Source organism: Erythrobacter sp. (assembly GCF_030066995.1).
Lineage (GTDB): Bacteria > Pseudomonadota > Alphaproteobacteria > Sphingomonadales > Sphingomonadaceae > Erythrobacter.
The window spans coordinates 138,828-160,476 of record NZ_JASJAP010000001.1; the positions used below are offsets into that span (position 1 = coordinate 138,828).

Below are 21,649 nucleotides of genomic sequence, written 5' to 3' on the forward strand. Positions count from 1 at the left end.
AAGGGGCTGTCAGGCGCGAGCCTCTTTGGCCACGGCGTCGAGAACGCCGTTCACAAACTTGGCTTCGCGGTCATCGAAGAAGGCCTTGGCCACATCGACATATTCGCTGATGGCGGCGGCTTGCGGCACGTCAGCGCGCGCAATCAGCTCATACGCGCCGGCGCGCAGAACCTGCAGCATCGTCTTGTCCAGCCGTGCAAGCGTCCAGCCTGCGGCAAGCCGCGCGCTCAGCAGCTCGTCGATCTCCTCGCGCCTTGCGGCCACCCCGCGCACCAGATCGTCGAAGAACTCGACTTCGGCTTCGGCATAGGTTGCCTCGCCATGGTCCTCATCGTCGATTTCGCGGCCCAACCGGTGCTGGTGGAATTCGTTGAGCAAGACACCAAGCGCGGTGCCCTCCATCTGCTGTTGGTAAAGAGCCTGGACCGCAGCGAGACGCGCGGTGGACCGAGCCTGAGACCGCGGAGGAGTGGTTTTGGGAGGCGTGCTCATTTGAGCCGCACTTCCACCGACTTGGCGTGGGCGGGCAGACCTTCGGCGTGGGCCAGCGCCGCAGCGGCCGGGCCGATCGCCTCCAGCGCGTTCTGATCCAGGGCGAGAAAGCTGGTGCGCTTCATGAAATCGAGCACCGAAAGTCCGCTCGAAAAGCGCGCCCGGCGGCCGGTCGGCAGGACATGATTGGGCCCGGCTACATAATCGCCAACCGCCTCGGGTGTCAGTCGCCCGAGAAACACGCTGCCCGCGTGCCGGATATCCTTGAGCAGCTGTTCCGCCAACCCTGCATCGACCGCGAGCTCGACATGCTCGGCGGCGAGGCGGTTGGCCAGCGGCGGGGCTTCGGCGGCGAGATCGTTGACCACGATGATCGCGCCGTGTGAGTCCCAGCTCTCCCTGGCGCGCTTTCCTGTTTCAAGGGTCGCGAGCAGGACATCAACCGCGTCTTCCACTTGGCGCGCATAGCCTTCGTCATCGGTGATGAGGACGCTCTGCGAGGTCGGGTCGTGCTCGGCTTGGCTCAGCAGGTCCGCGGCAGTCCAGTCGGGATCGTTCTCGCCATCGGCGACCACAAGGATTTCGGACGGCCCGGCCACCATATCGATGCCAACGACGCCATAAAGCTGGCGCTTGGCTTCGGCGACATAGGCGTTGCCCGGTCCGGTGATTACATCGACCGGCTTTATGCGCTCGGTCCCATAGGCAAGCGCTCCGATCGCCTGAGCGCCGCCAACGCGCCACATCTCGTCGATCCCGGCGATATGCGCGGCGGCAAGCACAATCGGGTTCGAATTGCCCTTGGGCGTGGGCGTCACCACCACCACCCGCTCAACCCCCGCCACGCGCGCAGGGATTGCGTTCATCAGGAGCGAGGAGGGGTAGGCCGCGCGCCCGCCGGGCACATAGAGCCCCGCCGCGTCGACCGGACGCCAGATCGCGCCGAGGCGCGCGCCCACGGCGTCGGTGTAGTCGCGGTCATCGGGCACTTGCGCTTCGTGATAGGCGCGCACGCGCGCAGCCGCGAGTTCAAGCGCGTCGCGAAGGTCTTGATCGATCTCGCTATAGGCCTGCGCCATGCGCTCTTTCGTGACGACCCAGTCCGCGTCCTCGACCAGAGCGTAACCGTCAAACCGCTGCGTCAGGTCCACCAGAGCCTTGTCGCCTGTTCCCTTCACATCGGCGAGGATCGAGGAGACTTGTCCGGCAACATTGCTGTCCGCCTCGCGCCGGGCGTTGACGATCCGGGAAAAGCGCGTTTCGAAATCGGGATCGAGGGTGGAAAGCGTGTGCATCAGGCCGCATCCTTCGTGGCGCTCTTTGCGCGCTTTTCGGCGTCTTCCCGAAAGGCGGATACTAGCGCGGCGATCCGCGGATCGGTCTTGAGCGCGGCGCGGTTGACGATCAGCCGCGCCGAAATGTCGAGGATACGACTGGTTTCGACAAGCCCGTTCTGTTCGAGCGTGCGACCGGTGGAGACGAGATCGACGATCTGGCGCGCCAGGCCCAGAAGCGGCGCAAGCTCCATCGCCCCGTTCAATTTGACGCACTCCGCTTGCACGCCTTGCCGCTCGAAATGGCGGCGGGTGAGGTTGGGGTATTTGGTCGCGACGCGAAGGTGGCTGGCGGCGGTCTCATCGGCGTTATCCCCTGCGAGCCGAGCGACCGACAAACGGCAATGGCCGATATCGAGGTCTACAGGCGCGTAGAGATCGGCGTAGTCAAATTCCTCGATGACGTCCGAACCCACAATGCCGACCTGCGCGGCGCCGTGCGCGACAAAGGTCGCCACATCGAAGGCGCGCACGCGGATAAGGCGCATGTCCTCGCGGGTCGTATCGAAAGAGAGCGCGCGGTTGGTCTTGTCGAAAAAGCCATCCTCAGGCACCACGCCCGCGCGCGCCATCACGGGCAGCGCTTCGTCAAGGATGCGCCCCTTGGGCACAGCAAAGGTCAGCTGCGACGGGTTATGAACGGTGTGCGTGGAGGTCATTGCGGGAGCGCACTTAGGGGCTCGCTGCGCAAAGGGCAACGATGATGGGAATCGAGAAACCGCAGTACCAACTGATCGACCCGCTGGCGAAGGGGCCGGATGCGGTGCGACGCGCCTTCGCGAACCAGGTCGCCTATTGCCGCGACAATCTCGCCCCCAACACCGCGACTGTATGTTTCGCCTTGCTCGAATTGCTCGATACCGATCGTGGTGGAGCTGTCATGGAGGCGGTACGCGCCTGGGAAGGGCCTGCGCTGGCCGACGCGCTACCATTGCGGGTCGTCGGCGGCATCCACGCCTTACACCTGTCTGGAAAAGAGCCGTCGCTCGCTCCGATCTATGCTGGAGCGGGCCCGCTCGACGCGACGGCAAGGATTGCGGACGCTCTGGAGCGCCACGAGGCGGACCTGCATCCCTGGCTCGATGGGCCGCCGCAGACCAATGAAGCGGGGCGATCCTGGGGTTTTGCCGCAGCAATGCTCTGGCTTGCCGACCAGGGCCTGCCTAGCCGCTTCGCCATGCACGAAATTGGATCAAGCGCTGGGATCAACCTGATGATGGAGCGCTTCGCCTTCGATCTGGGTGGCGTGACGTTGGGCCCGGCTGAAAGCCCGATTGCCCTTGCGCCCGAATGGCGCGGGGGTGCCCCGCCGGATCATCCGGTGCGGATTGTGTCGATCACGGGCTGCGATGTGGCACCGATTGACCTTACCGATGGGGAGCAGGCGCTCCGGCTCAAGGCGTTTGTCTGGCCGGAACTGACGGAGCGCTTTGCGCGTATGGACGGGGCGATCGAATTGGCGCATCGATATCCCCCACACATAGATCGATTGCCCGCGGGTGACTTTGTGGAGAAGGCGCTTTCGGACGAGGTCGAAAGTGGTACGACCCGAATGCTGTTTCATTCAGTGGTCTGGCAATACATTCCTGCCGATGAACGGCGCGCGATCACCGATGCCATCGCGCAGGCCGGGGCCGCAGCGCGCGCGGATAGTCCGCTCGCCTGGGTGTCTCTCGAAGCCAACCGCGACACTCATCGCCACGAGCTGAAGGTCCGCTATTGGCCCGGCGGGGAAGCGGAAGCGCTGCTGGCCACCGCCCACCCGCATGGCGCGTGGGTCGAATGGACCGCGCGGTAAGGCGGCGCGGCGCTCGCGTCTGCGTCCGGGAAGATCGCCCCCGGCGCTACCGGGTCGTTCAGTTACAACCCGTGCAGCCGCAATCGCAGCAGCCGCTGCCGGATACGCAATCGGTGCAGCCGCATTCGCACGTGCTCAGACAGATATGATATACCATAGCAAAACTCCTTTTCTTTCAGAGCTTTACACTAATTTTCATCGGTGCGCCAGCGAAATTGGAACTCGAGCTCGTGCATCGGCCCCTCCTGCTCGTGCTCGATCGAAAACTCAGTGCCTGCCGGAACGCAAAGACGCTCTCCCGCCACCTGTATTTCGAAAGCCTTGTTCTCGCGCAGGGCTTCGACCAGCCGCTCCAGCTTGGCGATGTTCTGGTCTCTCGAATAGGTCTTGGTGACGTCTCGGCTCGTATCGGTCATGGGGCGACTCCTCGAATATGGGACGCCCGTCTAGTCGACTAAGATTGCAGGAATTGGTCCATCGCAGCGTTCACCGCGTCGGGAGCCTCCCACGGGACGAAGTGCCCGCAATCGGGTACTTTGACGATGGTGAGCGGATCGATGATCTCGTCCAGCCCCTCCAGGTTCTCCGACGGCAGGGCAAGGTCATCCAGCGCCCAAATGACAAGGGTGGGAATGGTCAGCTTGGGAAGATCGAGCGGCGTGTAATCGGCGGGCACCTCGAACGGCTCGTCCATGGTGGGCACCACCATCGGGCTGGCGCGGTAATAGTTGATCATGCCGAACGCCGCGTCGCGGTTCTGCCAGTCGCGCAGCAGTTCGGCGCGCTCCTCGGGCTCCATTGCGCTTGGTTTGTCCCACTTGACTTCCTTCTGCATCAGGCCCGTCAGACCGCGATCCTTGATCAACGGATCGTTCGCGGTGTCGCGAAAACCGCGAATATACTGGCTGGCCTCGCGCTGGCGGGGATGCGTGTAGAGCAGTTTCTGGAAGATCGCCGGGTGCGGCGCGTTGGCGATGATCGCCTGGGTCACGCGCGCGTGCTGGCCCGCCAGCGCCACGCCCCAGGCGATCGCGCCGCCCCAGTCGTGGCCCACGATCGTGAACTGCGCGATCCCCAGCGCGTCAGCGAGCAGGAAGATATCGCCGATCAGCTTGTTGGGCGTGTAGGCCTCGACATCCTGTGGCTTGGACGACTGGCGATAGCCGCGCTGATCAGGCGCGATGCACCGGTACCGGTCCTTGAAGTGCCGGATCTGATGGCGCCAGGTGCGGTGGCTTTCGGGAAAGCCGTGCAGGAAGATCAGAACCGGCGCATCGACCGGGCCTTCATCGACGCACATCAGGTGGATGCCATTGGCAAGGTGAACGCGTTTTTGTTCCATGGGGCTTGGCTCTCTTGGGCTCAGCTTTGCGCTTCCATCTTGTCCATGTAACCGCTCGCCACCATCGCAGCGACCTGATCGAACAGCGCATCGGGCGTGCGGCGCATTTCGCCCATCGACAGCTCGAAACCCTCGGCGACGATGATTTCGCGGTCGCCCTTGGCGATAGCGTCGAGCATCGTCTTGGCCGCGTCATCGGGGGGGATGCCCTCATCGATGGCCTTGTCCGACACTCCGCGCGCGCTTCCGTCCGCATTGAGAGCGTTGCGGCTCACATTGGTGGCGACCGAGCCGGGATAGATCACATGAACATCGACGCCGTTGATCGACAGCTCTCCGCGCAAGGCGTCCGCGTAGCCGGCCAGACCGAATTTGGCGGCGCAATAGGCGGTGCGCATCGGCACGCCGACCTTCCCGGCGATCGACGAAATGAACGCAAGCGCGCCAGATCCGCGCTGCGCCATGTGGCCGATGATTGCCTGCGAGAACGCGATCTGTGCGGTGAGGTCGATAGCGATGATATCGCGATAGACCTGCATATCGGTCTGGAGCGCCCGGCTGCGCTGCGAAACGCCGGCATTGGCGACCGCCAGGTCGACGCCGCCCTTCCACGCAATTGCTTTCTCAGCGGCGTCCGCGAGCGCATCGTCGTCGCGAACGTCGAAGGGGAGGATCAGCGATTCGCCGCAATCCCCGGCAACCTGCGCGAGCCGGTCTTCATCCCGGCCCGAAAGCACCACATGACCGCCTCGGCTCGCAAAATCGCGCGCCAGCGCTGCGCCGATGCCCGAAGACGCTCCGGTGATCCACGCCACCTTGTTCGTGTAATCCATTTCCGATCCCTCTCCCTCTTCAAGCGTAGCGATACCAGACGCCGCCGCCAGAGCAATCAGCGATCCCAGGCGGTCTCCATCAACTGGCGCAAGGTCTGGGGAAAGATGGCTTCAGGCCAGTTGTCCAGCTCCTCGGGCGCAAACCAGCGGTGCTGCGTCATGACCTTTTTCTCCAGATCGGTGTGATGGGCGGTGGTGATCCCCTCGCGCTCCACCCGGACGAGAAAATAGCGTTCGTCGGCCTGTACCGATTCGCCTTCGACAGTGACGAATTGCGGCGTGGTCTGAGCAACCTCTTCGCCCGGATCGGCGACGATGCCGGTCTCCTCGAACAGCTCCCGGCGCGCGGCCTCCTTGAAGCTTTCGTGCGCATCGCATTCGCCGCCCGGTGTGACCCAGAAAGGCGGTCGGTCCGCCAGCTCGAACCGGAACAGCAGAATGCGCCCGGCGCCGCTTATCACCAGACTGCGCGCGGCGCGGCGGATGCGAAGCGTGGGCTTGGAACTCATGCCCGGCCTCTATCCTTCCGGCGCGCTCGCCTTGATCGCCACCGCGTGCACGCGCTCGCCCACGATGTCGCCCAGCGCCGCGATCACCGCGCGCTGGCGGGCGAGACGGCTCATGGATGCGAACGCCTCGGCCTCGATCGCAACCGTGAAATGCGATTCGCCTGACCCGTCATCGCCCGCATGGCCCGCATGGTGCGCGCTATCGTTTATGATCTCGAGGCTGGTGGGGGCGAAGGCCTGCTCAAGCAATTCGCGCATTTCGTCGGCAACCGGTCGGCTCATTCTTCGCAGTTTCCTTTTTTGCAAGCGGGAACGGGTTGGAATTTGGGAACCAAGACGCCATTCTCAAGAGCTTATGGCCTCAAGCAAGTTCCATGGGCGTTACGAAACGGTGGATCGGCAGTGCGATTGGCCGGGCTGCACGAAGCCCGGTGAATTCCGAGCCCCCGGATACCGTCCCAACGGGTTTGACGGGCCGGGCGAATATCGCTGGTTCTGCCTGGACCATGTGCGCGAATTCAACGCGGGCTATGACTGGTTCGAAGGCATGAGCGCAGACGAGATCCTCGCCGCGCAATCGCCGATTTCGGGCTGGCGGACGGAAAGCGCGGCCTTCTCCCCGCGCGCGGCGGTTGATGGGATGCCGCGCTGGGCCGATTTCGACGATCCGCTGGAAGCCATTTCCGCGCGCGCCGGAGGCATTCGCAGCCGCGCCGAGCGCACCGCTAAGATGGCGATGTCCGGGCAGTGGAGCCGCGAAGAAGCCGAAGCGCTGGAGACCATGGGTCTGGGCTCGGATACCGACAAACGCCGCCTGCGCCGCCGCTATTCGGAACTGGTGCGCCGCTATCACCCGGACCGCAACGGCGGGGATCGCAGCTTCGAAACGCGCCTCAATAAGGTCGTAGAGGCCTACCAATTGCTCCGCAAAAGCGCCGCGCTCGCGTGAACGCGCTCAGACCTTTTGGCAAAAGAACACAACCCTTAGAGTTTCCTCAAAGCCGACCGCCGTGTGAAAAGCGTGGCTGTCTTCGTTACCGATCAACGCGTTCGATGCGAACTCGGTTGCCCCCCGTGCGCGGCCCCACTCGCGCACCGCTGCGCTGAGGGCGCGCGCGATCCCCTTGCCGCGCTCGGTTGGTTTGACATAGATCCCTTCGAGAAAGACAACGGGCGAGGTCGAGCACCCCTCGACATAGTCGCGCCGCATTGTGGCTTCGGCAAAACCGCTCAGGGTGTCATTGCTGGCTGTTGCCACGAACGCGGCCCTGTCGGGGTTTGCACCGAGGTACCATTCGCGCAAATCCTCGGCGTGTGCTTCTTTTGTGTCTTCGGGCCAAAGCTCGGCGCGCAAGCGCGACCATTCATCGACGTGCTCCCCGGTTGCTTCGAGTACGATGGTCACCCGTCCTGCGCTTGTTCGATCAGCTTTGCGTCAATGCCTTTCGCCTCAATGTAAGCCGGGCGGTTGGTCAGCCGCTCGCCATAGGCTTTGAAGGCGGGCAGGTCGGGCAGGGTGCCGAATTGCAGACCCCAAGTAACCTGGCTGCCGACATAGGTGTCGGCCATGGTGAAGCGGCCTCCGGCGGCGAAATCGTTGGTCTTGAGCCACCCCTCCAGCGCCGAGACGGCGAGATCGAAGGTGCCAAAGCCAGCCATTGCCGAGCGCTCAGCGCCGACTTCCCAGCCCATGCTCTTGGCCATGATCGCTTGCTCCAAAGGCCCCGCAGCAAAAAACATCCAGCGAAAGTATGAAGACATTTCATGGCTGTCGGGCAGAAGGCCTTTGCCGGGATGGGTGGCGGCGAGGTAATGATTGATCGCGGCGGCTTCGGTCACAACGTGATCGTGCGTGCCCCCATCGTCTTGGCGATGATGATGGACGAGCGCGGGCACTTTGTTCATCGGGTTGATCTCACGATAGCTCTCGGGCCGGGTCGCCCAGTCCATCAGGACGTGCTCGTAGTCCGCGCCCGCCTCGTGCAGCGCCCAGCGCGAAATTTGTCCCCGGCTCATGGGGACGGTGTAGAAGGTGAATTCGGCCATCGCTTCAGCGTCCTTTCGTCAAAAGCGGCTCGAACTCGCCGAAGATCAGCCGCGAGCCGTCGAAGGGCGGATCGCCTTCGGGGTAGTCTTCGAACCCTTCGCCGCGTTCCATCGCCCCTTTGGCTTTGTCGAGCGTTTCCTTGTCCGGCCAAACGACCCAGCCCGCGACGATTTTCTCACCGTCCGGCGCGGCCACCGCCTTGCGCAGATCGGTGGTCTTGCCCTCGGGCACGTTGCTCTCCCACAACTCCACGACTTCGAGCGCGCCGTGATCCATGGACCATTTGGCCATGTATTCGGCGGCTTCGATATAGGCTTCGCGATTGGCTTCGGGCACAGACAAGACGGCCACGGCGATATACATGCGCGCTCTCCCTCCAGGTAGCGACCCCGAGAGACGGTATAGCCGATTTCCGCGCCGTGGGGCTTAGTTTTGTTTGAACGCCCAACGCAGGGTCCGGCCCACGCCCCAAGTCGCCGCGCGCGCTGGCAGGGCAGTGAGGACCGGGCGCTGGAGACGCAGCATGCGCGCCGCCCAGCCAGGCAGCATTGCGACCGCTTCGGCGCCGATCATGGCCTGCACGCCGGGGGGCGTTCCGGGCGGCTTTTGACTAAGCACCAGTTGCGCGACCTCGCGCGCTTCGGGGCTGGTCTTCAGATCGTGACGCAATTCGCGAAAGATCGCTTCGGCCTGTGCACGGTTTTCCGGAACGGGGTCCGCACCCAGGGCTCGCGCAATCACGGCAAACTGGCGGTAATATTCGTCCTGCTCGGCCCCCGGCATATCCGGGCGGACATGGCGCAGATAGCCTGCCAAGAAGCTTTGCGCCTCGACAACGTGCACCCACGCCAGCGTGCGCGGGTTTGTCGCGTTGTAGGGGGTCCCGTCCGGCAGCGTTCCTCCGATGCGGGCGTGGATGGCGTTCACCGCCTTGATCGACGCCATCGCCCGGTCGCGGTGTCCGAAGGTTGTGACCGCGATGAAGCGCGCGGTGCGTTGCAGGCGCCCATGCATATCCTCGCGGAAATTGGAATGATCGAGCACCCCCTGGAGCGCGTGTGGGTGGAGCATCTGGAGCAAAAGCCCGCGCACCCCGCCGGTCATCATGCCCACCAGATCGGCGTGCACCATGCGGATGGGCGAATTGGGCTCGAACAGCGCGTCGGGCGATGGCGGAACGGGTTTCTGGCCGTTCGAGGAATCGTTGAAAACGCCGCGCACCTGGTCGACGACTTTCAAGCGCAAGGATTCGATCGGGCTCGCCATGGAACAAAAGTAATCGACCCGATCGGATTTTTCGAGCCTTTTGGGGGTTTTGCGAGGGCGGCGCGCTTCCCATGTCTCCTCGCATGGAACTCAACGCCGACTTTTCCAAACCTGTCTTCACGCACACGAACGCAATCGAGTGGCTGGCTTCCCCGATGCCCGGCGTCGAGCGGCGGATGCTCGATCGTGTTGGCGATGAGGTGGCGCGCGCGACCAGCATCGTGCGCTACGCGCAAGGGAGCGCCTTTCCCGAACACACCCATGGCGGCGGCGAAGAATTCATCGTGCTCGACGGCGTCTTTCAGGACGAGCACGGGGACTACCCGGCGGGCACCTATGTCCGCAATCCCGTCGGCACGCGCCATGTGCCAGGCTCCGAGACGGGCTGCACGATCTTCGTGAAGCTATGGCAGTTCGACCCCCAGGATCAGGAGCCGCTCGCGATCGACCTCAATGCGCTGAACCTGCAGGCCGATCCGCAGCGCCCCGGCGTGACCCGAGCGCCTCTGGCCGAGCGCGATTATGAGCGCGTAGCGCTGGAGCATTGGAAGGCGGGAACGCGCGTTTCGCTCGTGGGCGAGGGCGGGGCGGAAGCGCTCATCCTTGACGGCGATGTAAGCCATGAGGGCGAGAGCTATGCGCGCTGCGATTGGATTCGCCTTCCGGCGGGGCAGGCCGCGGGTCTGGTTGCCGGGAAGACAGGCGCGCAGCTGTGGATCAAGCGCGATCATCTGCGTCATATCACCACACCGGGCCAAGTTGCTTAACGCAACCCTTGCAGCGCGCCCAATCGCGTTCTAACCGGTGCCTCGCAATGAATTCTCCCGCTACTCCCAACACCGCTGGCGCCGAAGCGCTACCTACACAGCCCGATCACACGATCGACGTGCGCGACACGTTCGGCGTCGATGTCGACTGGCAAGTCCCTGCCTTCGCCGCACCGACCGAACACGTGCCCGAGATCGACAACGACTACGTGTTCGATCCCGACACGACGCTCGCGATCCTGGCGGGCTTTGCGCATAACCGCCGCGTGATGGTGCAGGGCTATCACGGGACCGGCAAGTCGACCCATATCGAGCAGGTCGCTGCGCGGCTCAACTGGCCGAGCGTGCGCGTGAACCTCGACGCGCATATCAGCCGTATTGACCTGGTCGGGCGCGACGCGATCGTGCTCAAGGACGGGCTTCAGGTGACCGAGTTCAAGGAAGGCATTCTGCCTTGGGCGCTTCAGCATCCCGTCGCGCTGACCTTTGACGAATACGACGCGGGTCGCCCGGACGTGATGTTCGTGATCCAGCGGGTGCTCGAATTCGACGGCCGCCTGACGCTGCTCGATCAGAACCGCGTGATCACGCCCAACCCCTATTTTCGTCTCTTCGCGACCACCAACACGGTCGGTCTGGGAGATACGAGCGGGCTGTATCACGGCACCCAGGCCATCAACCAGGCGCAGATGGATCGCTGGAACGTGGTTGTCGCGCTCAATTACCTCCCGGCCGAGACCGAGCAGCAGATCGTCAAGTCGAAGACGCCCGAGACCGAAGACGCGGTGATCGCCGACATGGTCAAAGTGGCCGAGCTCACCCGCCAGGGCTTCATGAACGGCGACATTTCGACCGTGATGAGCCCGCGCACCGTGATAACATGGGCCCAGAACGCGGCCATTTTCAATTCGCTGGGCTTTGCCTTCCGCCTCTCCTTCCTCAACAAATGCGACGAGGCCGAACGGACGCTGGTGAGCGAGTATTATCAGCGGGTGTTTGGCGAGGATCTGCCGGAAAGCGCGGCCAGGCTCGCCTGAGTCGCGCCACACGGGTCAGCCAGCACTTCGACTCCTCCCCTTACGCTACGACATCCTGGCTTTTCTGTCCGCAGCCCGGTGAAACGGGATGAGGCCTTGCGTTTCTGCGACCAGTGGTTTCAATTGTAACAACACGTGCTCTCAAAAATCTTATGATAGTCTGGCGAAACCGAGGTCCACTCGACTTTCGCATTACTTGAAGTGGGAGAACTATTATGACGAGACAGAGTGCAATTCTTGCGGCCAGCGCCGCTCTGGCCTTCGCCTCACCGGCAGTGGCTCAATCCTCGTCGTCGCATGCGTCGGCGAGTTCATCTGTCAGCAATTCTGGCCAGACCAGCGCTTCTGTCTCGGTCTCGACATCGGGTAACGCGACCGCGACGGCAACGGCGACCAACCCCAACGGGACCATTTCGGCCACGTCCGTCAACGGCACCACAGTGACTTCGACGGACGTGACCGTACCGACCTATTCGACCGGATCGTTCACCGATGATGTTCAGTCCTTCTTCGATTCCTTCATCGCCTTGTGGGAAGCCGCTTTCGGCTGATAGGACTTCGAAAACCATCCAGACCGGCGGCGGCAAGCGCTCGCCTGCCCACGCCGGTCGATCGGTCCAAGAGCGCGGTCGGAATTGATCCGGTCGCGCTCTTTTTCTGGAGCGGAGCGAAGGCTTGCGAGGAAGTGTAATAGCCTGCTAACACACTCGGGATGGCCCTGTTCGACCGATTCCTTCGGCGCAAAGCGCACGATGCCGAGCGCGCGCAGGGCAACGATTACTACGCGCTCTACGACAGCCAGCGTCCGCTCGACATCGAAGACGAACTGTCGGAACGTCCGGCGCCGCGTTTCTCCGCAGGTTCGCCCGATTATGATGACTGGGATTCGCGCCTAAGCCAGCTGGATGGCGCTGTCGCAACCGAAGAGCAGCGGCGCGCGCCATGGTGGCATAAGTCGCATTGGACGTATCGCAAGAAGCGCTGGTGGGCGGTGCGCATCCTTGCAGCGATGGCGCTTGGCTTTTTTGCGATTGTTGCCTGGCTGGCCATCACCGCCCCGCTTTCGAAGAGCCTGGAGCCGATTGCCGCCCCGCAGATTACGCTGCTGGCAAGCGACGGAACACCAATAGCGCGCTCGGGCGCAATGGTCGCGGAGCCGGTTGAACTCGAGGACCTGCCGCCGCATGTGACGCAGGCTTTCATCGCGATCGAGGACCGCCGGTTCTATTCGCATTGGGGCGTTGATCCGCGCGGAATTGCGCGCGCCGCGTGGACCGGTCGGGGCGGCGGCTCGACAATCACGCAGCAGCTTGCCAAGTTCACATTCCTCACGCCCGAGCAGAGCCTCAGCCGTAAGGCGCGCGAGGCGCTGATCGCGTTCTGGCTGGAAACCTGGCTGACCAAGGAGGAGATACTGGAGCGGTATCTCTCCAACGCCTATTTCGGCGACAACCAGTATGGTCTTCGCGCCGCTTCGCTCCATTATTTCTACCGCCAACCGGAAAACCTGCTCCCGCAACAGGCCGCGATGCTGGCGGGATTGTTGCAGGCCCCTTCGCGCTACGCTCCGACCCGGCACTACGAGCGGGCCAAAGCCCGCATGGATCTGGTGGTCGGGGCGATGGTCGAAGAGGGCTATCTTACCCGAGTGGAGGCCGATGCGCTTCCCGCGCCGCGGATCGATTCGCGCACCCGCAACGATCTGCCCACCGGCACCTATTTTGCCGATTGGGCGCTGCCGATTGCCCGGCGCCAGACCGAAACCGGATACGCCAGTCAGGTGCTCACCACCACGCTCGACGCGCGGCTTCAGGCGCTGGCCAGCCGTGTCGTTGCGCGCGCCGGGCTGGGAGAGGCGCAGGTGGGCCTGGTCGCGATGCGTCCCACCGGCGAAGTGGTCGCGATGGTCGGCGGCAAGAGCTATTCCGAGAGCCCCTTCAATCGCGTGACGCAAGCGCGCCGCCAGCCCGGTTCCACCTTCAAGATGTTTGTCTATCTCGCCGCACTGGAGGCAGGCTGGGACGTGGATGACACGATCCCCAACACGCCGATCGAGGCCGGCAGCTATCGCCCCAAGAATTACGGCGGCAAGTACACCGACGAGATCACTCTGGAGGAGGCGCTCGCAACCTCCAGCAATGTCGCGACCGTGCGGCTGTTCAACGAATTGGGCAGCGAGCGCGTCATCCGCACCGCGCGCGCCATGGGCGTGACCTCGCCGCTGCCCGAGGGCGATCCGAGCCTGGCGCTCGGCACCTCAACCATGACGCTGCTCGAACTCACCAGCGCTTACGCTGGGCTCGCCGCGAACGAGTTTCCGGTCGAACCTTACGCGTTCGAACCCGAAGAGCCGAGCTGGGGCGAGTGGCTGTGGGAGTTGTTCACCACCAAGGAGGACAGCGTCTCTTCGACCGTGCACGCCGAAATGGAGCAGATGCTGCGCCGCGCGATCAACAAAGGTACGGGCCGGGCGGCGACCTTGCCGATTGCGAATTACGGCAAGACCGGGACAACGCAGGATTCGCGCGATGCTCTGTTCGTGGGTTACGCGGGCGAAGGCGAGGACGAACTCGTCGTCGGCGTGTGGGTCGGCAACGACGACAATTCCTCGCTCGGCAAGGTGACAGGCGGCACGCTCCCGGCGCGCATCTGGAAGGATTTCATGCGCGGCGCGCTCTCGCTCAAGGCCGCGCCCAAACCCAAGCCCACAAGCGCGCCCGATCCGCAAGGCCCGATCCAGCCGTTTGACCTTGAGGATGGGGCGGTGATCCCGCTCGATGACAATGGCTCGCAGATCCGCCTCGATCAGGACGGCATCACCCTTGATGCGGAAATCGACGGCGTGCCTGTGCGTTTGCGAATCGACGAAAACGGTGAGCTGGTCAGCGAGACAGACGAGCCCTAGGGGCGCTCCGCGTTCCGATCACGCCATCAGGATGTTCATGACAGCCGTTGCAATCGGGCGTTCGCGATTGTCCTGCCAGGCCTCGACCCAGACATTGGCGTTGCGCCGCCCGAGCCGGGTGATCCGGCCCAGCGCGTAGGTTTGTTTCTGCTTTCCGGCCGACAGATATTGAACAGTGATGTTGATCGGTTTCAGGATCGGATCGCGCCCTTCTTTCAGCAGCACGGTTCGCAATGCGGCGTAACCGGCATTCTCAAGCAGACCCGCCGTCGCGCCGCCGTGAAACGCGCCGGGGCGCCCTTCGACGTTCGGCCCGAAATCGACCGTGAGCACGGGCAATTCGTTCTCCAGCCGGTCGATCGCAATGCCGAGCGAGCGCGCGTAGGCGGGCAGGTGATCGCTGGGCGGGGTGTCAGCCATTCATGTCCGCTTTCTGGCGCGGATCCTTGCCGATCGTCATGAACACGCCCGCGACATGCGCCACCGGATCAGTGATGTCCCCATCATGGGCCACGCCCCTCACAAAGGCGGCGGATCGCGTCGTGCGATAGCATTCCACCCGGCCAAACACGCTTGCGCCCTCGCGCGCCGGGCGCTGATAGTCGACCCTGAGATCGAGCGTCGCCACCGGTACAAAAGCCGCGGTGGTTTGCCAGATCGACATCCCGCTTGCCATGTCCATAAGGCTCACGATCGGGCCGGAAGCCAACACCGAGCTGTGCGGTTCTCCCAGCAGATCTTCGCGCCAGGGCAGTTCAAGTTCGACCCAGTTTTCCCCGGAATCGCTGTAGCGCAGGCCCAGCCAGCCGGGATGCCCGCCGCGAAAGAAGAACTCGCCCGCCTGCGCCGCGTCGAAGCGCGCGGGCGCCTTCGGGCTGGAAGGGGGCGTGGGTGTGTCGCTCATGGCATCGCCGCCTTGGAGGCGGAATTGATTTATTACAATATCTTAATTTCACGCGCGCCTTCGGGCGCGTCACTCTCCCCTTCGCGCCGCGGCATGTCGCACGGCGCGCACACAGGGGAATTAACCATGAAACTTCCAAAGATTGATATCAGCGCGGTGCCCGGCCTTGAGAATGGGCAGGGTCTGTTCGGATCGCTCCAGCAGTCGAGCGCGCCCTATCAGGACGGCGTCGTCGACATCATGGTCTACGTTTACGACGTGCTTCCGCCCGAAGCAGTGGTCTGAGGCGGAATAGGGAGGGGAGGCGCTATGCGCGTGCATCCTTCCATAGCGGCGCTGCGAGGGGACAACGCCTCGCAGCGCCTCGCCGCTGGCGCGCGGGCGCAAGAGCGCAGCGCGGCCATGTGCCGGGTCCGCGAGGAGTGGTTGGCCCAGCCCGAGGTCCACCGCGTCGAGCGCGATCTTGAAGCCTACGCCAACGGCGCGGGGCTGGAGGCGTGCCCGTTGCTCCTCAAGCTTGTGATGGACCACACGGCGGCAGACGAATTCATCGAAACGCTGTGCGCGCGTGTCCTCGCGGCGGTTGAGCGCCATCCGTTGGGAGAGGCGCCGTTCCGGTACACCGCCGCGCATGGTCTCACGACGCTGCAACTTTTCAAGAGCGCTGGGACAACCCTGAATCTGGCCGCTTACGAACCATTGGGCAACCGACCCGCGCCCGATAGCGCCCTGTTCGCCGACCGCGACGCGCATGAGATTGTGCTGCGCGGCGAGGCGGAGGGCATCGTGCACACATGGTCCGGGGAAGGCGCGATAGGCTCGCTCCCGATGCGCTGGACACGCGGCAACACGGTCCGTTCGCGAGCGCGGACCGAAGCGCGTCAGGTGCTTCGCGTGGAGCGCACTCTGCTTGTCCTCCAGCTTTGCCGCGCGCCCGCAAATCCGGCTCCCACGCGCGAGGTCGATCTAGCAACCGGGCGCACGCGGAGCCTTGCCAGCGGGGACAAGTCAGCAAGCCAGGCGCTTATGGCGCTGAGCGTGCTGGGCGCGCTCGGCGATGAGAGCGCGCTGGGCGTGATGGAAGAGACTGCGCTCAACCGTTCGGAAGACAAGGATGTGCGCTGGGAGGCGCTGCGCCAGACTGTGTCCTTGGATACGGCGCGCGGGATGGCGTTGCTTGACACATTGGCCGCGCGCGCTGTGGACGCTTTGGCGCGGCCAGCCAGGGCTCTGCGCGCTCAGTTGCTCAGTTCGCAGCCCGGGTTGCGCGCGCTGCTTGAGGAGACGCCCTGATGCCGCTCGTGATCGACAATCCCTCCCGCGAGAGCTGTTCGCTGCCCGAAGCGATCGAGGCGCTCGCCGAACTGGGTTTCGATCCGCGCGACGAGGGCAATTGCCGCGAGGCTGCGCTCTGGCTCCGTCGCTTGACCAACAACCGTGAGTTTCTGGCCAAGCTGCTGATTGACCGGCTTGCCGGCCGGCTTGGCGGCGGCGCGGCGGTCGAGATCGAGAGCGGCTACGGGCCTCAGGCCATCGCGTTGTCGGGCCTTCGCGGCAATGCGCGCGGCTCCATGTTCCTGCGCGCCAATATCTGGCCTTCGGAAATCGACCTGTGCTTCAAAACCAGCGGCGCGGAGAGCTTTGTCTACGGCGTACCGCACGATCACAATTTCTCGTTTCTCACCTGCGGCTATTGCGGGCCCGGCTATCGCAGCGACTATTACGAATACGACTATGAGGATGTGATCGGCTATCCGGGCGAGGATGCGGGGCTTCGGTTTGTGGAGCGCAGCGCGCTTGGCGAAGGCAAGCTGATGCTCTACCGCGCGCATGTCGATGTGCATTCGCAGCTTCCGCCCGAGGCGCTGTCGGTCTCGCTCAACGTGATGCATGTCGATCCCGCGCAAGGCTGGTTCGACCAGTACGGTTTCGATCTGGAGCGCGGGCAGGTGACGCGCGTTCTGAGCCCCAACGCGGCCGAGGCGTTCCTGCGCGTAGCGGTGGCGAGCGGGACGCACGAAGCGCTCGATTACGCGCAGTGGGTGGGGACGAGCCACCCGAGCGAGAGGCTGCGATTGGCGAGCTTTGAAGCGCGGGCGGGGCTTATGGCATCCGCCGAGGCGAACGCGGTATGGCGCGAGGGTGAGGCGTGCGGGAGCAGAATGGTCGCGACGGTCGCAAGACTGCGGCGCGCCGGCCTTCAAGATTAAATCACCCCGCCAGCCAGCCGGTCGATTGCGCCTTGCAGGATCACGGCGGCGGCGTGGGCGTCGATCGCTTCGGCGCGCTTGGCGCGGCTTGTTCCTTGCGCGATCATCGCTCCTTCGGCGCTCTGAGTGGACCAGCGCTCATCCCACAGCAGCACGGGAAGGGCGAAAGCCTCATCGCAATTGCGCGCAAAGGCGCGGGAGGCCTGCGCGCGCGGGCCTTCGCTCCCGTCCATATTGCGCGGAAGACCAAGCACCAGCCCGGCCACACCGCGCTCGGCGATCAGCGCGGCGAGCCGTTCGCGGTCGCGGCCCCATTTGCCCCGACCCAGCGTCTTGTGCGCGCTCGCAAAGCGCCAGCCCGCGTCGCACAGCGCGGTGCCGATGGTCTTGGTACCCAGATCGAGGCCGAGCAGAACGCCCCCTTCGGGCAGCGCTTCGGCGAAGTCGAGGGCGCTATCGGTAATCAGGAGGCGGTTTCCGCTTCAGCCTCGGACGCGGCATCAGCGCCAACCAGCGCTTTGGCCCGGCGCACCACATCGGCCTGCGTGTTCGCCCAGAACAGCGGGTAGTCGTAGACGTGGTAATTGTTGCCCGGCAGCACGTAGGAACCAAGCTCGGGCGGATCGCCGATCATCAGCAGTCCGCGATCATCGCACCGCGCGGGAACGCCGGCAGGCACCAGTTCGCCGTTCTCGATACTGTCATCGGGAACCAGTGTGCCAAGGTTGGCGCTGGCAGGCGCCGCACCGCCGAACTCGCCCGTCAAAGGGTTGGTGCACAATATCTGGCTGTCGCCCCGCAGCGTTCCGTCGAAGCCCATGGACGCTGCGTAAGTATCGATCACGGCGGAAGGATCGGCGGGCTCGGCAAAGCTTGACCAGGACATGAGGCAGCCGGTCTGCAAGGCTGTGGCGCAGGCTGGGATCGCCATAACGGGCAGATCGTGCTCGACCGAGACCGGCCAGCCCACCGCGTAGGCCGCGACAAGCCGCTCTGCCACGGGGCCGGGCATCACCTCTTCGCGCAGCAGGCGCAAGAGATGCAGCGAGCCCTGGCTATGCCCCGCGAGCACGACCGGTGTGTCCTCACCGATTGTGTCGAGGAAGAAGCGATAGGCCTCGCGCACATCGGCGTAGGCCGCGTCGATGGCCGCTTGCGCCTCGGGTTGGTCGGTTAGGAACGCGCCCATGGTCGCCTGGCGGTAGCGCGGCGCCCAGATTTGGCTGGCGGCGTTGAACGGACTGGCCATACCGCGCACGTAGACCCGCGCCAGACGGTCGGTTTCCGCGTCGCTCTCCTCGCCAATCGAAGCGTTCCAGTTATCGCGGCTCAAATAGCTCGTCGGATGGATGAAGAAGACCGCGAAATCGGGCGCTTCGGGCGCGGCGCCGGGGGTGCTTGGCGCGCGCTGGGCGCCAGGCTCCGCGCCCACCTGCGGCGCGTAAGCGGGCTGCCAGCGGGCCGGATCGCTTACCCCCTTGCCCGGACGCGAGATCCACAGCGCGGGGTCTTCGTAGGCGTTTGCCTCAAGCGGTTCCTGCGGGGTGAACTCGGCGCTGGGCACGAACACAAAGCGCGCAATCTCCTCTTCGTACATCGCATAGCCGATGCGGCCGACAAGGAAGATGACGATGCAGACAGCGATGAAATAGAGGAATTTCTTGGCCATGGGCGGGTGCGGATCGGTGCGGGTAAGCGTTTTTGGCGACCGTTACTCGGTGGCAACCGTCTCGGATTTCGCGGGCCGCAACGTGGTCCACGCCCGGTCGCCGCGAAGGCTCGTAAACCAGCTGATCGGGTTCCAGGTGGTCGACCCGTCGAGACTGAAGGTGATGAACTCCGCGCGCCCGCCGACATTTTCGAGCGGGATTGCGCCGCCGAGCCCGCGCGCCTCGGCAGAAGCGCGGCTGTCCGCGCTTTCGTCGCGGTTGTCGCCCATTACGAATACGTGGCCGTCCGGCACGGTGTAGGGGCCGTGGTTGTCGAGCGGCTGGTTGTCATGGTCGATCACCAGATAGGACGCGCCATTGGGCAGCGTTTCGCGATAGGTGGGTGGTTCGTAATAGGCTTTGCCGGATGCATCACGCTCCAAGAAGCGCGAGAAATTGGAAAGGCACGGCGATCCGTTGCACAGCAGGTCCGGCTCGAACGGGATGCGCGCCGGGGGCACGACCTCGCGTTTGACCATCTCCCCGTTGAGGATGATGCGCCCGTCGCGCACCTCAATTACGTCGCCGGGCAGCGCGACCACGCGCTTGATGTAATCCTCGTTGCGGGTCGGGTGCACCGGTATCACGATATCGCCGTATTCCGGGGTTGCGGGCAGAACCCGCCATTCCCCGCGCGGAAGCATATGGAAACTAGCCGAAGCCCAGGACCAGCCGTAGGGATACTTGCTAACCACCAGCCGGTCGCCGACATACAGGTTCGGCATCATCGAGGTGGATGGGATGTAGAAGGGCTTGGCCACCAGGCTGTGAAACGCGAGCACGGCCAGCAGCATGAGCGCAAGGCCGCGGATTTCAGCGAGCCAGTTGACCTTCTCTTCCGCGTCTTCGGCGCCATCGCCGGTCGCCGCTCCCGAAGCGAGCTTCGCAGCGCTCTCGCTCACCGGTGAGGCCGCGGACGAGGCGACGGGGGTGTCCTGCGGGGACGATGCGGGGGTGTCGGATTGGCTCAAGTTCTTCTTTTCTTTTGCGTTTTTGCGCTTAGCGCGCGGGGTTTCGTGGCGGGTGGGTCAGCGCGCAAGGTGCGCCTCGATAATGACAAATGCCTGCGCCCATGGGTGATCGTCGGTTAGGGTGAGATGAATGTGCGCCTCATGCCCCGCGGGGATCATTTCTTCAAGCCGCTTTGCCGCGCCTCCGGTCAGCGCGAGCGTCGGGGCGCCACTGGGAGCGTTCACAACGCCAATATCCTTCATGAAGACGCCCCGCTTGAACCCGGTGCCCACCGCCTTGCTGAACGCTTCCTTGGCGGCAAAGCGCTTGGCGTAGGTGCCCGCGATGGTGAAGGGGCGGCGGCGGGCCTTGGCGCGCTCGACCTCGGTAAAGACGCGCGCTTCAAACCGCTCGCCAAAGCGCTCAAGCGAATTGGCGATCCGCTCGATATTGCACAGGTCCGATCCCAGGCCGATGATCACACGCGCCCCCTTTCTATCCGCCCCGCGCCATCAGCCCGATGAGCAGGATGAGCGCCATCCCATGCAGCATCACCTGGCTCTTGAACAGCGGATGGGCGAGATCGCCACGCGCAAATCGCAGGGCGCCGACATAGCCAAACATCTGCAACACCACCCAGCCCAGCGCAAAAGTCAGAAACGCGCCGCTTGCAAAGGCGTAGCCAAGCAGGCCGATCGCGGTGAGAAACAGAGTCGCGGCGGCAAACGCCCAGCGGGTCTGCTCTTTGGTCAATTCGGGCGGAACGCCAGGTGTTTGAGGAGGTTCGCTCAACGCGCCGCATCCATCAGATCGCGCATGCGCCGAATCGCGGCCTCCAACCCGGTGAACACCGCCTCGCCGATCAGGTAGTGCCCGATGTTAAGCTCGGCGATTTGCGGAATGGCGGCGATGGGTTGGACGTTCTCGAAGGTGAGGCCATGGCCCGCGTGCGGTTCGATCCCGTTCTTGGCCGCGAGCGCGGCCATGTCGCTTATCCGTTTCAATTCGCTTGCAACCTTCTCGCTGTCGCCATCGAGCGCGGCGTGCGCGTATTCGCCGGTGTGGAACTCGACCACAGGCGCGCCCAGGCGCAGAGCCGCGTCGAGTTGTCGTTCATCGGCCTCGATGAAAAGCGAGACGCGGATACCCGCCTCGCGCAACTGGTCGACGATAGGCACCAGCGAGTTGTGCAGGCCCGCCGCGTCGAGCCCGCCCTCGGTGGTGCGTTCCTCGCGCTTTTCGGGGACAATGCACGCCGCGTGGGGTTTGTGGCGCAGCGCAATGTCGAGCATTTCGCGCGTGGCGGCCATTTCGAGGTTGAGCGGGAGGTCGGTTGCGTCCTGAATGCGCGCCAAGTCCTCATCGCGGATGTGGCGGCGATCTTCGCGAAGATGTGCGGTGATGCCATCGCCGCCCACGCTCGCGACGATCTCAGCCGCGCGCACCGGGTCCGGGTGATCGCCCCCGCGCGCGTTGCGGATTGTTGCGACGTGATCGATATTGACGCCGAGGCGCAGCGCGGGGCTGAGCGGGTTTTGGCTCATG

General features: G+C 64.2%; 29 protein-coding genes. 9 read left to right on the forward strand and 20 right to left on the reverse strand.

Annotated features, from left to right (window positions below):
- Positions 1–9: 9 nt before the first annotated feature.
- The 3 genes from nusB to hisG are packed head-to-tail and all read right to left on the reverse strand — an operon-like array spanning position 10 to position 2,485.
- A complete protein-coding gene (gene nusB, locus QNI87_RS00655) occupies positions 10–492 on the reverse strand; it encodes a transcription antitermination factor NusB (RefSeq protein ID WP_300592572.1) in 483 nt (160 codons plus the stop codon).
- Positions 489–1,787: a histidinol dehydrogenase gene (hisD, locus tag QNI87_RS00660; RefSeq protein WP_300592575.1), complete on the reverse strand. Its 1,299-nt coding sequence runs from the start codon at positions 1,785–1,787 to the stop codon at positions 489–491. The genes nusB and hisD overlap by 4 nt, the downstream gene beginning before the upstream one ends.
- A complete protein-coding gene (gene hisG / locus QNI87_RS00665; RefSeq protein WP_300592578.1) occupies positions 1,787–2,485 on the reverse strand; it encodes an ATP phosphoribosyltransferase in 699 nt (232 codons plus the stop codon). Before hisG ends, hisD begins: the two co-directional genes overlap by 1 nt.
- A 41-nt stretch (positions 2,486–2,526) precedes the next feature.
- Here hisG and QNI87_RS00670 point away from each other — a divergent pair, with 41 nt between their 5' ends.
- Entirely contained in the window at positions 2,527–3,624 is a 1,098-nt protein-coding gene (locus QNI87_RS00670) for a DUF2332 domain-containing protein (RefSeq protein ID WP_300592581.1), read from the forward strand.
- Between the two features lie 188 nt (positions 3,625–3,812).
- Here the strand turns inward: QNI87_RS00670 and QNI87_RS00675 are convergent, their stop codons facing one another.
- The 5 genes from QNI87_RS00675 to QNI87_RS00695 are packed head-to-tail and all read right to left on the reverse strand — an operon-like array spanning position 3,813 to position 6,590.
- Positions 3,813–4,040, reverse strand: a complete 228-nt coding sequence (locus tag QNI87_RS00675) for an amphi-Trp domain-containing protein (RefSeq protein WP_300592583.1) — start codon at positions 4,038–4,040, stop codon at positions 3,813–3,815.
- Positions 4,041–4,078: 38 nt separating this feature from the next.
- Positions 4,079–4,966: an alpha/beta hydrolase gene (locus QNI87_RS00680; protein WP_300592586.1), complete on the reverse strand. Its 888-nt coding sequence runs from the start codon at positions 4,964–4,966 to the stop codon at positions 4,079–4,081.
- Between the two features lie 20 nt (positions 4,967–4,986).
- On the reverse strand, positions 4,987–5,799 hold the full coding sequence (locus QNI87_RS00685; protein ID WP_300592588.1) for an SDR family NAD(P)-dependent oxidoreductase: 813 nt from the start codon (positions 5,797–5,799) through the stop codon (positions 4,987–4,989).
- Between the two features lie 56 nt (positions 5,800–5,855).
- Positions 5,856–6,308, reverse strand: a complete 453-nt coding sequence (locus tag QNI87_RS00690; protein WP_300592590.1) for an NUDIX domain-containing protein — start codon at positions 6,306–6,308, stop codon at positions 5,856–5,858.
- A gap of 9 nt (positions 6,309–6,317) precedes the next feature.
- Positions 6,318–6,590, reverse strand: coding sequence for a BolA family protein (locus QNI87_RS00695; RefSeq protein ID WP_300592592.1), 273 nt, complete (start codon positions 6,588–6,590; stop codon positions 6,318–6,320).
- Positions 6,591–6,663: 73 nt separating this feature from the next.
- On the opposite strand from QNI87_RS00695, the gene QNI87_RS00700 reads away from it, so the two are divergent.
- Positions 6,664–7,257: a J domain-containing protein gene (locus QNI87_RS00700; RefSeq protein ID WP_300592594.1), complete on the forward strand. Its 594-nt coding sequence runs from the start codon at positions 6,664–6,666 to the stop codon at positions 7,255–7,257.
- 6 nt (positions 7,258–7,263) lie between these two features.
- Here the strand turns inward: QNI87_RS00700 and aac(6') are convergent, their stop codons facing one another.
- The 4 genes from aac(6') to QNI87_RS00720 form a co-directional block, all read right to left on the reverse strand.
- On the reverse strand, positions 7,264–7,713 hold the full coding sequence (gene aac(6') / locus QNI87_RS00705; protein ID WP_300592596.1) for an aminoglycoside 6'-N-acetyltransferase: 450 nt from the start codon (positions 7,711–7,713) through the stop codon (positions 7,264–7,266).
- The gene (locus tag QNI87_RS00710; protein ID WP_300592597.1) at positions 7,710–8,354 is read right to left on the reverse strand and encodes a glutathione S-transferase family protein; all 645 of its coding nucleotides are present in this window, start codon (positions 8,352–8,354) and stop codon (positions 7,710–7,712) included. Before QNI87_RS00710 ends, aac(6') begins: the two co-directional genes overlap by 4 nt.
- Before the next feature lie 4 nt (positions 8,355–8,358).
- Entirely contained in the window at positions 8,359–8,718 is a 360-nt protein-coding gene (locus QNI87_RS00715) for a DUF1428 domain-containing protein (RefSeq protein WP_300592599.1), read from the reverse strand.
- Between the two features lie 63 nt (positions 8,719–8,781).
- Complete coding sequence (locus QNI87_RS00720; protein WP_300592601.1) at positions 8,782–9,621, reverse strand: oxygenase MpaB family protein; 840 nt, start codon at positions 9,619–9,621, stop codon at positions 8,782–8,784.
- A gap of 71 nt (positions 9,622–9,692) precedes the next feature.
- On the opposite strand from QNI87_RS00720, the gene QNI87_RS00725 reads away from it, so the two are divergent.
- The 4 genes from QNI87_RS00725 (at position 9,693) to QNI87_RS00740 (ending at position 14,330) form a co-directional block, all read left to right on the forward strand.
- Positions 9,693–10,388, forward strand: coding sequence for a cupin domain-containing protein (locus QNI87_RS00725; RefSeq protein WP_300592603.1), 696 nt, complete (start codon positions 9,693–9,695; stop codon positions 10,386–10,388).
- Positions 10,389–10,435: 47 nt separating this feature from the next.
- On the forward strand, positions 10,436–11,425 hold the full coding sequence (gene cobS / locus QNI87_RS00730) for a cobaltochelatase subunit CobS (RefSeq protein ID WP_300592605.1): 990 nt from the start codon (positions 10,436–10,438) through the stop codon (positions 11,423–11,425).
- Positions 11,426–11,640: 215 nt separating this feature from the next.
- Positions 11,641–11,976, forward strand: coding sequence for a hypothetical protein (locus tag QNI87_RS00735; RefSeq protein ID WP_300592607.1), 336 nt, complete (start codon positions 11,641–11,643; stop codon positions 11,974–11,976).
- Positions 11,977–12,137: 161 nt separating this feature from the next.
- The gene (locus QNI87_RS00740; RefSeq protein WP_300592609.1) at positions 12,138–14,330 is read left to right on the forward strand and encodes a transglycosylase domain-containing protein; all 2,193 of its coding nucleotides are present in this window, start codon (positions 12,138–12,140) and stop codon (positions 14,328–14,330) included.
- 18 nt (positions 14,331–14,348) lie between these two features.
- Here QNI87_RS00740 and QNI87_RS00745 read toward each other — a convergent pair whose 3' ends face one another.
- Positions 14,349–14,750 (reverse strand): PaaI family thioesterase, encoded by a 402-nt coding sequence (locus QNI87_RS00745; protein WP_300592611.1) that lies wholly within the window; start codon positions 14,748–14,750, stop codon positions 14,349–14,351.
- Positions 14,743–15,234: a PaaI family thioesterase gene (locus QNI87_RS00750; RefSeq protein ID WP_300592613.1), complete on the reverse strand. Its 492-nt coding sequence runs from the start codon at positions 15,232–15,234 to the stop codon at positions 14,743–14,745. The genes QNI87_RS00745 and QNI87_RS00750 overlap by 8 nt, the downstream gene beginning before the upstream one ends.
- A 126-nt stretch (positions 15,235–15,360) precedes the next feature.
- On the opposite strand from QNI87_RS00750, the gene QNI87_RS00755 reads away from it, so the two are divergent.
- The 3 genes from QNI87_RS00755 to QNI87_RS00765 are packed head-to-tail and all read left to right on the forward strand — an operon-like array spanning position 15,361 to position 17,444.
- Positions 15,361–15,519, forward strand: coding sequence for a hypothetical protein (locus QNI87_RS00755; RefSeq protein WP_300592615.1), 159 nt, complete (start codon positions 15,361–15,363; stop codon positions 15,517–15,519).
- A 24-nt stretch (positions 15,520–15,543) separates the two neighbouring features.
- On the forward strand, positions 15,544–16,527 hold the full coding sequence (locus QNI87_RS00760) for a hypothetical protein (protein ID WP_300592617.1): 984 nt from the start codon (positions 15,544–15,546) through the stop codon (positions 16,525–16,527).
- Positions 16,527–17,444 carry a transposase gene (locus tag QNI87_RS00765; protein ID WP_300592618.1) on the forward strand — a complete coding sequence of 306 codons (918 nt, stop codon included), beginning with the start codon at positions 16,527–16,529 and terminating at the stop codon, positions 17,442–17,444. Before QNI87_RS00760 ends, QNI87_RS00765 begins: the two co-directional genes overlap by 1 nt.
- Here the strand turns inward: QNI87_RS00765 and ruvX are convergent.
- Genes ruvX through QNI87_RS00795 form a run of 6 tightly spaced genes read right to left on the reverse strand, consistent with a single transcriptional unit; the run spans position 17,441 to position 21,648 of the window.
- Entirely contained in the window at positions 17,441–17,911 is a 471-nt protein-coding gene (ruvX, locus tag QNI87_RS00770; RefSeq protein ID WP_300595270.1) for a Holliday junction resolvase RuvX, read from the reverse strand. The genes QNI87_RS00765 and ruvX overlap by 4 nt on opposite strands.
- On the reverse strand, positions 17,908–19,113 hold the full coding sequence (locus QNI87_RS00775; RefSeq protein WP_300592620.1) for a DUF3089 domain-containing protein: 1,206 nt from the start codon (positions 19,111–19,113) through the stop codon (positions 17,908–17,910). Before QNI87_RS00775 ends, ruvX begins: the two co-directional genes overlap by 4 nt.
- Positions 19,114–19,155: 42 nt before the next feature.
- Positions 19,156–20,124, reverse strand: coding sequence for a signal peptidase I (lepB, locus tag QNI87_RS00780; RefSeq protein ID WP_300592622.1), 969 nt, complete (start codon positions 20,122–20,124; stop codon positions 19,156–19,158).
- A 57-nt stretch (positions 20,125–20,181) separates the two neighbouring features.
- Positions 20,182–20,586 (reverse strand): holo-ACP synthase, encoded by a 405-nt coding sequence (gene acpS / locus QNI87_RS00785; protein WP_300592624.1) that lies wholly within the window; start codon positions 20,584–20,586, stop codon positions 20,182–20,184.
- A gap of 13 nt (positions 20,587–20,599) precedes the next feature.
- Positions 20,600–20,896, reverse strand: coding sequence for a pyridoxal phosphate biosynthetic protein (locus QNI87_RS00790; protein ID WP_300592627.1), 297 nt, complete (start codon positions 20,894–20,896; stop codon positions 20,600–20,602).
- Positions 20,893–21,648: a pyridoxine 5'-phosphate synthase gene (locus tag QNI87_RS00795; protein ID WP_300592630.1), complete on the reverse strand. Its 756-nt coding sequence runs from the start codon at positions 21,646–21,648 to the stop codon at positions 20,893–20,895. The genes QNI87_RS00790 and QNI87_RS00795 overlap by 4 nt, the downstream gene beginning before the upstream one ends.
- Position 21,649: the final 1 nt, after the last annotated feature.